At 71.7% G+C, this 13,603-nt stretch carries 9 protein-coding genes and 1 tRNA gene; 3 read left to right on the plus strand and 7 right to left on the minus strand.

All coding sequences use genetic code 11. From position 1 onward, the window contains the following. Window positions 1–58: 58 nt before the first annotated feature. From AC5Y5E_RS22200 to selD, 6 genes are all read right to left on the minus strand, one after another. Window positions 59–613, minus strand: coding sequence for a type 1 glutamine amidotransferase domain-containing protein (locus tag AC5Y5E_RS22200; protein ID WP_499905091.1), 555 nt, complete (start codon window positions 611–613; stop codon window positions 59–61). Window positions 614–791: 178 nt separating this feature from the next. Further along, window positions 792–1,781 (minus strand): LLM class F420-dependent oxidoreductase, encoded by a 990-nt coding sequence (locus AC5Y5E_RS22205; RefSeq protein ID WP_499905092.1) that lies wholly within the window; start codon window positions 1,779–1,781, stop codon window positions 792–794. Window positions 1,782–1,876: 95 nt separating this feature from the next. Next, window positions 1,877–2,962 (minus strand): NrfD/PsrC family molybdoenzyme membrane anchor subunit, encoded by a 1,086-nt coding sequence (gene nrfD / locus AC5Y5E_RS22210; RefSeq protein WP_499905094.1) that lies wholly within the window; start codon window positions 2,960–2,962, stop codon window positions 1,877–1,879. After that, complete coding sequence (locus AC5Y5E_RS22215; protein ID WP_499905095.1) at window positions 2,959–3,921, minus strand: 4Fe-4S dicluster domain-containing protein; 963 nt, start codon at window positions 3,919–3,921, stop codon at window positions 2,959–2,961. The genes nrfD and AC5Y5E_RS22215 overlap by 4 nt, the downstream gene beginning before the upstream one ends. Next, window positions 3,896–7,192 (minus strand): formate dehydrogenase, encoded by a 3,297-nt coding sequence (gene fdh / locus AC5Y5E_RS22220; RefSeq protein ID WP_499905711.1) that lies wholly within the window; start codon window positions 7,190–7,192, stop codon window positions 3,896–3,898. Before fdh ends, AC5Y5E_RS22215 begins: the two co-directional genes overlap by 26 nt. Before the next feature lie 57 nt (window positions 7,193–7,249). Next, window positions 7,250–8,251, minus strand: coding sequence for a selenide, water dikinase SelD (selD, locus tag AC5Y5E_RS22225; RefSeq protein ID WP_499905097.1), 1,002 nt, complete (start codon window positions 8,249–8,251; stop codon window positions 7,250–7,252). A 19-nt stretch (window positions 8,252–8,270) separates the two neighbouring features. Here selD and AC5Y5E_RS22230 point away from each other — a divergent pair. The 3 genes from AC5Y5E_RS22230 (at window position 8,271) to AC5Y5E_RS22240 (ending at window position 11,367) form a co-directional block, all read left to right on the plus strand. Further along, window positions 8,271–8,365 (plus strand) — tRNA-Sec (locus AC5Y5E_RS22230). 18 nt (window positions 8,366–8,383) lie between these two features. Continuing rightward, on the plus strand, window positions 8,384–9,685 hold the full coding sequence (gene selA / locus AC5Y5E_RS22235) for an L-seryl-tRNA(Sec) selenium transferase (RefSeq protein ID WP_499905098.1): 1,302 nt from the start codon (window positions 8,384–8,386) through the stop codon (window positions 9,683–9,685). Beyond that, window positions 9,673–11,367 carry a SelB domain-containing protein gene (locus AC5Y5E_RS22240; protein WP_499905099.1) on the plus strand — a complete coding sequence of 565 codons (1,695 nt, stop codon included), beginning with the start codon at window positions 9,673–9,675 and terminating at the stop codon, window positions 11,365–11,367. The genes selA and AC5Y5E_RS22240 overlap by 13 nt, the downstream gene beginning before the upstream one ends. Window positions 11,368–11,379: 12 nt before the next feature. Here AC5Y5E_RS22240 and AC5Y5E_RS22245 read toward each other — a convergent pair whose 3' ends face one another. Beyond that, the gene (locus AC5Y5E_RS22245; protein WP_499905100.1) at window positions 11,380–13,560 is read right to left on the minus strand and encodes an FUSC family protein; all 2,181 of its coding nucleotides are present in this window, start codon (window positions 13,558–13,560) and stop codon (window positions 11,380–11,382) included. Between the last annotated feature and the right edge of the window lie 43 nt (window positions 13,561–13,603).

Raw genomic sequence — 13,603 nt, forward strand, 5'->3', positions numbered from 1 at the left:
ACCTGTGTAATGCCCGCAAACTTGCGGGTTAAACGGTGCGGTCGCGGATCAGCGGCGGCTATCCGCCAGTGCCGTGGGCGAATTGCTTGACGATGGTGTCGCAGAACGCCGGCAGGTCCGCCGGCGAGCGGCTGGTGATCAAGTTGCCGTCGACCACCACCTCTTCGTCCACCACGTGCGCGCCCGCGTTGCGCAGGTCGGTGCGGATGCTGGGATACGAGGTCAGCGTGCGCCCCACGGCCACGCCGGCCTCCACCAGCGTCCATGGCCCGTGACAGATCGCGGCGACCGGCTTGCCGGAGACGACGAAGTCGCGGACGAACTTGACCGCGGCGTCGTCGAGACGCAGTTTGTCCGGGTTCACCGTGCCGCCGGGGAGCACCAGGCCGCCGAAATCGCCGACCGACGCCTCCGACACCGCGCGGTCGACGGCGAAAGTGCCTGCGGGCTCGAGATCGTGGTTGCGGGCCTGGATTTCGCCGGGCTTCAGCGACAACACCTCGACCTGGGCGCCGGCCTGCTCCAGGGCGGCGCGTGGCTGTTCGAGCTCAACCTTCTCCACACCGTCGGCCGCGAGGATGGCAATCTTTGTCCCTTGCAACTCATTTGACATCGCGCTACCTCCCTTTACCGTCGACTTCCTTCCCAGCCGAGCGCGCGCAGGCACAAAACGGCTGCTGCACAGCGGGTTTGCGGGCCCCCGTCCGCCCGTGTTGGTCCGATCGACTCCCGGTGGTTGCCCGAGGCCCACGTTGGCACTCGGATACCCCGCCAGGAACGGCCCAAACTCGTCATCCGCCGGACGCGTCGCGCAGCGCCTCGAGCAAAGGCTGGGCGGCCTCCTTGAGGAAGAGCTCCTGCGTCTCGCCGCCGATCTGGACGAGCGCGATGTCGGTGAACCCCGCTTCCCAGTAGGGCCGGACGGCCTCGACGATCGCATCCAGGTCGGGCCCACACGGGATGGCGTCGGCGACATCTTCGGGTCGCACGAATTGGGTCGCTCCGGCGAAGCCGGCCGGGGTGGGCAGGTCGGCGTTGACCTTCCAGCCACCGCCGAACCAGCGGAACTGGTCGTGTGCGCGCTGGATGGCGGCGTCGCGGTCCGGGTCCCAGGCCACCGGGATTTGGCCGACCACCCGCCCGCCCCCGGCGAGGTTGGCGGCCTGGCGGGCGGCGTGCCACTCGCGGACGAGTTCCCCGTCGGGTTCCACGGCGATCAGGTGTTCGGCCAGCTTGGCGAACTTGTCGACGCCCTTCGCGCCGGACATCGCCACCCCGATGGCGACCGGAACCTCGGGCAGGTCCCACAGCCGCGCCGAGTCCACCTGGAAGTGCTCGCCGCTGAAGTTCACCAGTTGGCCGCCGAAAAGCTCGCGAATGATCTTGATGGCTTCGCGCAGCATGTCCTGCCGGCGCTCGACGGTCGGCCAGCCCCTTCCGACGACGTGTTCGTTGAGGTTCTCGCCGCTGCCCAAGCCGAGGGTGAACCGGCCGTCGGACAGGATCTGCACGGTGGCGGCCTGCTGCGCGACGATCGCGGGGTGATACCGCATCGTCGGGCAGGTCACGTAGGTGTAGAGGTCCACCCGTTCCGTGCCGTGCGCCACCGCGCCCAACACCGCCCAGGCGTTCGGCGCGTGTCCCTGCGAGGTCAGCCAGGGCGAGAAATGGTCACTGCACACCTCGAAGTCGAACCCACGATCTTCGGCCGAAATTGCATGCCGCACAAGGTCTTTGGGTCCACTCTGCTCGGTCATCAAAGTGTAGCCAAAATTCGTCATAGCGGAGGGGGTACCCGGCCCGTCGCGGGCGTAACGCCAGGACGAAAAATCGGACTGAAAATCGCCCTCTCGTTACGCCCGCGGACCGTGAACGGCTAGTCCGCGGTGGTGATGGAGTCCCCGGTGACGCCGGCCGCCCGGCGCGCCGCCAGCCTGCGCTTCTGCGGCTCGATCGTGTAGCGGGGATCGCGGGTCGACTCCAGCCCCGCCTCGAAGAAACCGAACCGCAGCATGGCCGACGCCGTCAGCAGCGCCACCCCGGACAGGGCGGCGACGCCGCGGTTCCGCCCGCCGAGCAACGCGCCCAAACCGCCTGCGGCGGCGAGCCATTCGCTGCCCGCCAGCAACCGGCCGGGCCTGCCGTGGTGCAGCGGTTCCCTGGTCACCGGGTCCATCCGGTGTTCGGTGAACCTGGCGGAGACCAGATCGCTCACCGCGCCGATGACAGCCAGCCTGCGGGCGGGCCCGGCCTCGGCGACCGGGGTGGTGATCATCGCCAATCCCGATGCGGCCAGGCTCGCCGAGCTGGCGAACACGAACGGCAGGTCCCGATAGGCGGCGTTCCACGTCGGGGTGGCGGTGTCGCTGAGCAACACCGCGGTGTAGACGGCAAGCGGCGGCGCGAGGACCGCGGCTTCCAGCCCGGCCGGTCCCTCGACGGCGCGCAGGACGGGCCGCAGCGGGCCCAGCGGGATTCGCGCGCCGGTCATCCGGTCGATCTCGGAGACCGCGGCGACGCCGATCCCGGCGCTGAAGAGGCTCAGAATCCACGACCCGACGCTCATCGGCGAGGTCAGCTTGATCGTGCGCAGCATGTTGACGAACCGCTCGGGCCGGCCGAGGTCCTTCACCAGCGCGACCGCGCCCAGCATCACCGCGATCAGGGCGGACAGCCTGGTGTTGCGGCGCAACTTGGCCCGACCGGTGAGCTGAGCGCCGGCCGCCAGCAGGCCCGACCCACCGGCGACGCCGCCCAGGAACAGGTATGCGGCCACTTCGTGTCCCCAGGGCGCGGGCTTGACCACCGGACGCCCGTAGTAGGAGCCGAACTGCGCTTCGGGGACCATCGGCATCTCGCGCGAGCCGTCGGCACCGCCCTTGCGCCCCTTGCCTTTCCCGTTGCGACGCCGCCCGCCGGTCGGCTCGGGCGGGCGCACGCTGTCGAATTCCGAGGTGGTCACTTGTTCCTCCAGAACGCCAGCACCGCGGCGCCGAACATCCCGGCCGCGGCCAGGCCGGCCCGTTTGAACATCTGCGGCAGGTCGGCCGTGCACACCCGCGGGTCGGGCGGCAGGCCGTAGACCTCCGGCTCGTCGAGCAACAAGAAGATCGAACCGGTGCCGCCCACCCCGTCGTGCTCGTTGGCGCCGTAGAGGCGGGCCTCCGTCAGCCCCTGTGCGTGCAGCGCGGCGACCCGCTCACGCGCCTTGACCACCAGGTCGTCGTGGTCGCCGAACTTGATCGACGTCGTCGGGCAGGTCTGGGCGCACGCCGGTGTCTGGTCCTCGACGAGGCGGTCGTAGCACAGCGTGCACTTCTGGGCCACCCCGGTGACGGGCTTCTCGCCCGGGGAGCCCGGTCGCTGCGCCGGCGTCGTGTACGTGCCGTCGCTGCGGCGCTCGACCACGCCGAACGGGCATCCGGCGACGCAGGTTCCGCATCCGTTGCAGACGTCGTCCTGCACGACGACGGTGCCGAACTCGGTGCGGAACAACGCGCCCGTCGGGCAGACGTCCAGGCACCCGGCATGCGTGCAGTGCTTGCACACGTCGGAGGACATCAGCCAGCGGAACTCCGGGGTGTCCGGCGGGGTGGTGTCCGGGGGCGCGGGGGCGGCGGGCATGCCCAAATCGATTAGGGCGCGACCGGATTCGCGCGCCTCCTCGATGCGGTCGCGGCCCTGCTCGACGAACGCCACGTGCCGCCACGTGCTGGCGCCCAATGCGCCGGTGTTGTCGTAGGACGAGCCCAGCAACTCCAGCTCCCCGTCCTGCGGGTTGCGGTTCCATTCCTTGCACGCCACCTCGCAGGCCTTGCACCCGATGCAGATCGAGGTGTCGGTGAAAAATCCCTTGCGCGGCTTGCGATCCGCCCATCCCGCGTCGCTGGCCGGGTCAGTCGGTCCGCTCAGCTGGCCCATCGGCTCCCCCTTCCCAGACGCCGTCGCTGACGGCCACATTGCCGGTCTCGGCGGTGGCGCCCGAGCGAGACTGGTATTCGGCGATCAGGCGCAGCAGTTCCTCGCCCTGGGGCCTGCGGCCGGGTTGGATGTCGCACGACCCGGCCTTCGATTCCTGGATCTGCACGTTGGGATCCAGTGTCACGCCGAGCAGGTCGTTGGCCGCGTCCCCGCTGACCACGGCGTCGCTGCCGACGCCCCAGTGGTACGGCAACCCGATCTGGTGCACCGTGTGTCCGCCGATGACCAGCGGGGCCATCCGCTCGGTGACCAGCACCCGGGCCTCGATCGCCGCGCGCGGCGAGACGATCGTGGCCCACCCGTACGGCTCGAGGCCGCGCTCGGCCGCCAGCTCCGGGGACACCTCGCAGAACATCTCCGGCTGCAGCTCCGACAGGTAGGGCAGCCACCGGCTCATGCCGCCCGCGGTGTGGTGCTCGGTGAGCCGGTAGGTGGTGAACACGTACGGGTACACGTCGGCCCCGGGTTCCCCGGCGCTGGGCGCGCTCAGATTGTCCTTGCGCGGGAACGTGATTCGCGCCGGGTTTCGCTGCTGGGGGTACAGCGCGTTGGCGACCGGCGACTCCTGCGGTTCGTAGTGCGTGGGCAGCGGCCCGTCCAGCACGCCCTTCGGCGCGAACAGCCAGCCCTTGCCGTCGGCCTGCATGATGAACGGGTCGTCGCCGGCCAGTGCGTCCGGGCCGCCGACGTCGGGGTCGGGCCGGGCGCCCGGCGCCCGGTCGGCGACGAAGTCGGGCACGTCATATCCAACCCATCGACCCATCCGCTCGTCCCACCAGACGTATCGCTTGCGCTCGCTCCACGGCCTGCCGTCCGGGTCGGCGGACGCGCGGTTGTAGAGGATCCGCCGGTCCGCGGGCCACGCCCAGCCCCACTCCGATTGGCTGGGCGACTCACCGCCGTGCGGCACCCGGCGCGCGGCCTGGTTGGTGGCGTTCGCGTACACCCCGGTGTAGATCCAGCAGCCGGCCGCGGTCGACCCGTCGGCGCGCAACTCGGTGTACGACGACAGGGGATCACCTGAGCCGACGTGATATCCGTTGATTTCGGACAGCACCGCCTCGCCGTCGGGGTCGCCGTGCTCGTCGGTCGGGTAGTCCCACGTCAGGTCCAGCAGCGGCCGGTCCCGCTCGTCGGTCGAGCCGGCCAGGCGCTGCCTGATGCGCTTGCCCAGCTCGTAGAAGAAGGCCAATTCGCTTTGGCAGTCGCCGGGCGGCTCGACCGCCTTGTGGCGCCACTGCAGCAGTCGCTGCGTCTGCGTGAACGACCCCGCCTTCTCCACATGCGTCGCCGCGGGCAGGAAGAACACCTCGGTCTCGATGTCCTCGGTTTTCAGTTCGCCGGAGGCGATTTCGGGGCCGTCCTTCCACCAGGTGGCCGACTCGATCAGGTTGAGGTCGCGGACCACCAGCCACTTGAGGTGGGACATGCCCATGCGCTGCATCCGGCCGTGCGCCGAACCGACGGCCGGATTCTGACCCAGCAGGAAGTAGCCCTCCACCTCGTCGGCCAACATCCCGGTGACGGTCTGGTAGGTGCCGTGCGGGCCGGTCAGGCGCGGCAGGTAGTCGTAGGCCCAGTCGTTGTCCGCGCGGGCCGCGTCGCCCCACCACGCCTTGAGCAGGCTGATCGCGTAGGTGTCGGCGTTGGCCCAAAAGCCTTTCTGCCGTTTGGATCCCACCGCGTCGAGGTAGGCCCGGAAGGTGTCGTGCGTCCCCGCCTTGGGCATCGGCAGGTATCCCGGCAGCAGGTTGAACAGCGTGGGAATGTCGGTGGAGCCCTGGATGCTGGCGTGACCGCGCAACGCCATGATGCCGCTGCCCGGCCGGCCCACGTTGCCCATCAGCAGCTGCAAAATGGTTGCGGTACGGATGAATTGGGCCCCGAGGGTGTGCTGTGTCCACCCGACGGCGTATGCGAAGCAGGTGGTGCGCTCGCGCCCGGAGTTCTCGACGATGGAGCGCGCGAGGTAGTCGAAATCCTCGGCGCCGATGCCGCAGACGTCCCGGACCATCTCCGGGGTGTAGCGCGCGTAGTGCCGCTTGAGAATCTGGAAAACCGTCCGCGGATGCGCCAGGGTTTCGTCACGCTTGACCCGGGCGTGCGCGAGCGGTGGACCGCCGCTGCCGTGCTCGTCACCGGCCGCGCGCGCCGACGACTCGGCGCCGTGCTCGCCGGCCGGCCCGGGCCCGGCGTCGCCCGGTTCGTCGTACGCCCACGTCGACGTGTCGTACTGCCCGGTCTCGGGATCGAAACCGGAGAACAGGCCGCCGAGATCCTCGGTGTCCCGGAAGTTTTCGTTGATCAGCGTAGCCGCGTTGGTGTACGCGAGGACGTAGTCCTTGAACCACAGGTCGTTGGCGAGCACGTGGTTGATCAGCGCGCCGAGCAGGACCACATCCGAGCCGGCCCGGATCGGGATGTGCCGGTCCGACACCGCCGAGGTGCGGGTGAAGCGCGGGTCGACGTGGATCACCCGGGCGCCCCGGGCCCTGGCCTCCTCCACCCACTGGAACCCGACCGGATGGCACTCGGCCATGTTCGAGCCCTGGATGATGATGCAATCGGCGTTGGCCATGTCTTGCAGTGATTGGGTGGCGCCGCCGCGCCCGAAGGAGGTCCCCAGACCGGGAACCGTTGAGCTGTGTCAAATGCGAGCTTGGTTCTCGATCTGGATCGCGCCGGCGGCGGTGAAGAGCTTCTTGATGAGATAATTCTCTTCGTTGTCCAGCGTTGCGCCACCCAACGAGGCGATGCCCATGGTGCGGCGCAGCAACTGCCCCTTCTTGTCGATGTCCTGCCAGGTGTGGCGGCGGGACTCCAGGAAGCGGTCGGCGATCATGTCGATCGCGGTGTTCAGTTCGAGCGGCTGCCATTCGGTGGCTCGCGGCGCGCGGTACAGCACCTTCAGTTGCCGGCCGGGCGAATTGACGAGTTGCTCGCTGGCGGAGCCCTTGGGGCACAGCCGCCCTCGCGAGATCGGCGAGTCGGGGTCGCCCTCGATCTGGACCACCCGCTCGTCCTTGACGTACACCCGCTGCCCGCAGCCGACGGCGCAGTACGGGCACACGCTCTGCACCACCCGGTCGGCGGTGGCGGTGCGCGGGGCGAGACTGCGGGTGTGCTTGGACGTCACCGCCGACCCGCGGCCGAGCTTGTCCCCCGAGCGCAGCTGACGCACGACGGGCCACTCCAGGAAAAGCTTGCGCATCGTCTTTTTTGGGGCCATGCCCCTAAGCCTAGTGCGCGCGGCCGAAACCCCGCCCGCTCAGCGCACCACGATCGTGTGCTCACCGCGCGGCACGAGCTCCCCGATGACGGGTGCGCCGGGAATCTCGCCGGCGATCAGCAAACCGCCGGAGGTTTGCGCGTCGGCGAGCAGCCGGGCCTCGTCCTCGCCGACCGCGGACAGGTCGACGTGCGGCGCCACCCAGTCGAGGTTTCGCCGCGTGCCGCCGCTGACGTACCCGGCCGCCAGCGCCTCCCGCGCGCCATCCAGGTAGGGCACCGCCGCCGCGTCGATCACCGCGGTGACGCCGCTGGCCCGCGCCATCTTGTGCAGATGCCCCAGTAGGCCGAAACCCGTTACATCCGTTGCGCATTCGACGCCCGCCGCCAGCGCCGCGGCGGCCGCGCCGGCGTTGAGCGTGGTCATCGCGTCGATCGCCTGCTCGAAGCGCTCGCCGGTGGCCTTGTGCCGGCTGTTCAGCACGCCGACGCCCAGCGGCTTGGTCAGCGACAGCGGCGTGCCGGGTTTGCCGGAGTCGTTGCGCAGCAACCGGTTCGGGTCCGCGATCCCAGTGACGGCCAGCCCGTATTTGGGTTCCGGGTCGTCGACGCTGTGCCCGCCGGCGAGGTGGCAGCCGGCGAGGCCGCACACGTCTATGCCGCCGCGCAGCGTCTCGGCCGCCAGCTCGAACGGCAGCACGTCGCGCGGCCAGCCCAGCAGGTTCACCGCGACCACCGGGCGCCCGCCCATCGCGTACACGTCGGACAGCGCGTTGGTGGCCGCGATGCGGCCCCAGTCGTAGGCGTCGTCGACCACCGGGGTGAAGAAGTCCGTCGTCGCGATCAGCGCCGTGCCGTTCTCGAGACGCACGACGGCCGCGTCGTCGCCGTGGTCGAGCCCGACCAACAATTCGCCGAGCGGGTCGCGCGGGGCGGCCGCCCCGAGTCCCCGCACGACGTCCTCCAGCTCACCAGGCGGGATCTTGCAGGCGCAGCCGCCGCCGTGGGCGTACTGGGTCAGTCGGTATGTCACGAAGTCCATACTTGTCGACATGGTCCGAGGAGGCGTGTCCGGTCTGGTGACCGGCGCGGTCTTCAAAACCGTCGAACGGCAGACGCTGCCGCTGGCGGGTTCGATTCCCGTCCGCCTCCGCCATACTCCTTCGGACCTGACATGAGCGATGCGCGCCGGCGGGTGCCGGGCACCGACGTCCTGCTCGCCGATCCGCGCCTGGTCGAGGCGCAGCGGGTGCTGGGCCGCGCGCTGGTGAAGTCGGTGATCGTCGAGGCTCAGCGGCGGGCCCGCGCCGGGGAGATCGAGCCCGAGCGCGTCGCCGAGCACGCGGTCGCCGCGCTGCCCGCCACCGCGTCGAGCCTGCGGCCCGTCCTCAACGCCACCGGCGTCGTCGTGCACACCAACCTGGGCCGGGCGCCGCTGTCGCGCGCCGCGGTGGACGCGGTGGTCGCCGCGGCCGGCACGACGGACGTCGAGTTCGACCTGGCGACGGGCCGGCGCGCGCGGCGCGGCCGGGGGGCGCTGGCCGCGCTGGCCGCGGCGGTGCCCACCGCGGGCGGCGTGCACGTGGTCAACAACAACGCCGCCGCGCTGCTGCTCACCGCGCTGACGCTGGCTGGGGGCTCGTCGGGGGGCAAGGAGATCGTGCTCAGCCGCGGCGAGCTGGTCGAAATCGGCGACGGGTTCCGCATCCCCGAGCTGCTGGCGTCCACCGGTTCGCGGCTGCGCGAGGTCGGCACCACCAACCGCACCAGCCTGCGCGACTACGCCGACGCGATCGGGCCCGACACCGGTTTCGTGCTCAAGGTGCACCCATCCAACTTCCACGTCACCGGGTTCACGTCGGCCGTCGACGTCACAGAGCTCACGGGCCTCGGGGTGCCGCTGGTCGTCGACATCGGCTCCGGGCTGCTGGCGCCACACCCGCTGCTGCCCGACGAGCCCGACGCCACGTCGATGCTGCGCCACGGCGCCAGCCTGGTCACCGCGAGCGGCGACAAACTGCTCGGCGGTCCGCAGGCCGGCCTGCTCTTCGGCGACGGCGAGCTCATCGAGCGGCTGCGCCGTCATCCCGCCGCGCGCGCCCTGCGCGTGGACAAGCTCACCCTCGCCGCGCTGGAGGCGACGCTGACCGGCCCGCCGACGCCGGTGGCCCAGGCGCTGGGCGCCGACGTGGCGCGGCTGCGGGCCCGCGCCGCATCCCTCGCCGCCCAGCTGCCCGACCACATCGGAGCAATGGCGGTCGACTGCGTCGCCGCCGTCGGGGGCGGGGGTGCGCCGGGCGTCGAGTTGCCCAGCGCCGCGGTGAGCCTGCCCGAGACCTACGCCGCCGCGCTGCGCGCCGGCAGCCCGCCGGTCGTCGGCCGCCTGGAATCCGGCCGCTGCCTGCTCGACCTGCGCACGGTGGCGCCCGAGGACGACGGGCTGCTGGCGGCGGCGGTGCGGGCGTGTTCGTCGTAGCCACCGCCGGCCATGTCGACCACGGCAAGTCGACCCTGCTGCACCGGCTCACCGGCATGTGGCCCGACCGGCTCGCCGAGGAGCGGCGCCGGGGCCTGACCATCGACCTCGGCTTCGCGTGGACCGAGATCGGCGGCCGTCAAGTCGCGTTCGTCGACGTGCCCGGCCACGAACGGTTCGTCGCGAACATGCTCGCGGGCGTCGGCCCGGTACCGGCCGTCTTGTTCGTCGTCGCCGCCACCGAGGGTTGGATGCCGCAGTCCGAGGAGCACCTGTCGGCGCTCGACGCCCTCGGGGTCCGGCACGGGCTGCTGGTCATCAGCAAGGCCGACCTCGCCGATCCCGGCCCGGCCATCGAGCGGGCGCGCGAACGCTTCGCCGCCACCTCGCTCGGCGACGTGCCCGTCGCGGTCGGCACCGACCTCGAGCGGGTGCGCGCGGGGCTGGCGGCGCTGATCGACCGGCTGCCGCCGCCGGACCTCGACGCCGACGTGCGGCTGTGGGTCGACCGGTCGTTCACCGTCCGCGGCGCCGGCACGGTGGTGACCGGAACGCTGGCGGCCGGCACGATCCGGGTAGGCGACGAGCTGGAACACGCCGGCCGGCGCGTCACGGTTCGCGGGCTGCAATCGCTGGGCCGCGAGGAGACCGCGGTCGGCGGGGTGGCGCGCGTCGCGCTGAACCTGCGCGGCGTGGACCGCCACGACATCGGCCGCGGGGACACCGTTCGCACGCCGGGCGTGTGGCTGGACACCGCGGAGATCGACGTCGGGCTGCGCTCGGCCGGCGCGCTGCACCGCCAGCTGGTGCTGCATGTCGGGTCCGCCGCCGTGCCGGTCCAGGTACGCCAGCTGGGGACCGCCGCGGCGCGGCTGCGCCTGGCGGGGCCGCTGCCGCTGCGCGTCGGAGACGTCGGGCTGCTGCGCGATCCCGGTGAGCACCGGATCGCGGCGGGCATCGAGGTGCTCGACGTCCGGCCGCCCGGGCTGCGCCGTCGGGGCGCTGCGCGGGACCGCGCCGCCGAGCTGGCGACCGGCCGGGCCCGTCCCCCCGACTGCGCGCGGGCGGGCGAACTGCGCGCCATGGGCCTGCCGGCGCGAGGGCAGCGCGTGGGCGACTGGGTGGTGGACCCGCAGTGGTGGGCGGAGCGGCGCGACCGCGCGACCGCGGCGGTGCGGCAGTGGGCGGACGACCACGACGTCGCGGCGGGCATGCCGTTCGAGACGCTGCGGCAACGCGCCGGGCTGCCCGCCGCGGAACTGCTGCCGCCGCTGCTCGCCGGGACTGGCCTCGAGGTGTCCGACGGGCTGGTCCGCCCGCCGGGAGCGGGCCTGCCGGCCCGCGTCGACAAGGCGGTGCGCGCGATCGAGGAATGGCTGGCCGCCGAGCCTTTCCGCGCGCCGGAGGCCGACGAACTGGCCGACCTCAAGCTCGGCCCCCGCGAGCTGGCCGCCGCCGTGCGCGCCGGGCGCCTGACCCGGATCGCCGACGGCGTGGTGCTGGGTCCCGACGCGTTCGACCGGGCGGCCGGCGTCCTGGCCAAGCTGCCGCAGCCGTTCACCGTCAGCGAGGCCCGCCGCGCGCTGGGCACCACCCGCCGGGTCGCCGTGCCATTGCTCGAGCGGCTCGACGACCTGCGCGTCACCAGACGGGCAAGCGACGGCACCCGGACGATGGCCTGATCCGGCCGCGAATCACTTGACGGCGGAAGTCGTTGCGGGAGAGCTACTTTCGTATTCGATGGCCGAAACCAGCTCGAGTTGGGCGAGGTTGGCCGCCACCGTGACGAGCGGCTGCGCGGCGTCGGCCGCCTCGTCCTGCCCGCCCGCTTCCGCGCGCAGCGCCCGTACGAATTCCGCGGCCATCTGACGGCCCGTCGCGGTGTCGCGCCCGGAGATCTGGTTGGCGGCGAACTCCAGGTGGGCGTCCAGCAACGCCCGGGTGGACGGGTAGGCCCCGGCCGGCGGCAGCGTCCTGATGTCGGCGATGATGTCCGCCGTCAGCCGCACCCAGGTGGCCCGGTTCGCCGCCCGCACCACCGGGCTGCGCAGGTTGGCCCCGTTGCCGGTCTCCGAAAGGTAGTGGCGCACAGCGTCATCGACCTTCCGGCTACCCACCACCGCATCGTGGCTCAGGGCGGCGAGGTAGGCGTCGTCGGCCTCGTCCGGCCCCTCCGGGCGGGTGTGGGTGACGCGCAGTACGGCGGCCCGGAGATACCGCACGTTCACGTCGCGCGCGGCATCGATCAGGGCGGACACCGCGGCCGTCGCCCCCCTGGGCCACAGCAGCAGCGATACCCCCATGCCCACCGCCGCACCCACCGCGACGTCTTCGACGCGAACCAGTCCGATGCGCCAGCCGGTGGGGATCGTCAGGCCGAGGATGATCAACAGATTCAACGCGCCCATCGCCTGCGCGGCGGTCAGGGAAACGAAACGCGGCAGGTAGGTCGCGCCGAACACCGTCGCCGGCATCAGCAGCCACAGCACCACCGGTTCGGCGCCGACGGCGGCGAGCAACAACCCGCCCAGGATGATGCCCAAAGCCGTGCCCACCACGGCCTGCACGACCCTGGTTCGGGTGCACAGCGCGCTGCTGCTGAGCACCAGCATCGTTCCCACCACGACCCAGAAGCCGCGGTCGAGCAGGTGCAGATGGGTGACGGCGACGGCCAGGGCCAACCCGACGCCCATGCGCAGGCCGTTGTGCGCCGCCACGGAGCGGGTGGTCAGAAACGAGGTGACAATCGCCGTGCCGGCGACGGTTTCCGGCGACAGCCGGTCGGCGAAGCCGGTGGGCGGCAATTGCAGGCCGAGGGCCCGCGCCCACACCGGTCGGGCATCGGCCGTCGCGGCGGCGGCGATGACCCGGCCCGTCAGGCTGACGGTCGCCGCGACCACCCGGCAGGTCAGCAGCCGCTCGCCGATCGCGGCCGCCGCCGCGTCGTCCGGGGCACCGAGGATCAGCACCACGTCGTCGCGATAGGCGCCCCGCGCGTGCGAGCGCAATTCGGGCAGCGCCCGGTCGAGCGCGGCGCGATTGGCGGCGAGTTGGCCCGACTGCGACACGTCGAGCAGGCGGGCGCAGCAGCGCAGGACGTCGACGGCCGGCGGCTGCACCGGCCCCAGCGTCGACCCCGCGTCGTCGTTGACGAGGTGGACCGCCAGTTCGAGAAAGTCGACGAGGCGCACCAGCGCGCGGCTGCCCGCGCTCAGGCCGACCGGCCGGAAGTTGGCGGCCATGAAATTGGTCCGCAGCGCGTCCATCGCCTCGGACACCTCCGCGGCCGAGCCGACACCCTCGATCCGATCGGCCAGCGTCGCACACACTTTCGCGGCCCGGCGACGCAGTTCGCCGTACTGCCGCGGGGGAAGGAGAAACAGGGCCGCCGGCACGCACAGCGCCAGCGCGATCACCCAGCCGAGCAGCCGCTCGTGGATCGGGCCGCCCGGCGTGCAGACCGGCCAGATGTAGAACAACAGGGTCGCGCGCTGGCCGGCCGACATCGTCGCGCTGAGCATGCCGGCCAGAACCACCGCCACACCGAGCAAAAACATCAGCGTCACCGCCAGCCAGGCCACGGGTGCCACCAGCGTGCCGACGGTGATCAGGAGGAAACCGTTGACGGCCAAACCGAGGTAGGCCACCGCGCGCTGCGGGCGGTTGCCCGGAAATTCGGTGACCACCAGCAGCCAGAAGGCACCGAGCAACGCATAGAGGGGAATTACCTTGCCGCCCACGACGACGAAGGCGAACCCGGCCGTGAACGGCACCATGATCGCCGCGCGCACGGCGCGGCGCAGCGCGTCGCGCTCCGGATCCTTGGTGCGCAGCACCTGAAAGGCGCGCCGGACCGGCGAGATCCGGGTCAGCATGACTGGATGATAGGGCCGTTGCCCGGCGGCGGTCGCGGCGAAA

Source organism: Mycobacterium sp. NGS54, assembly GCF_059812465.1.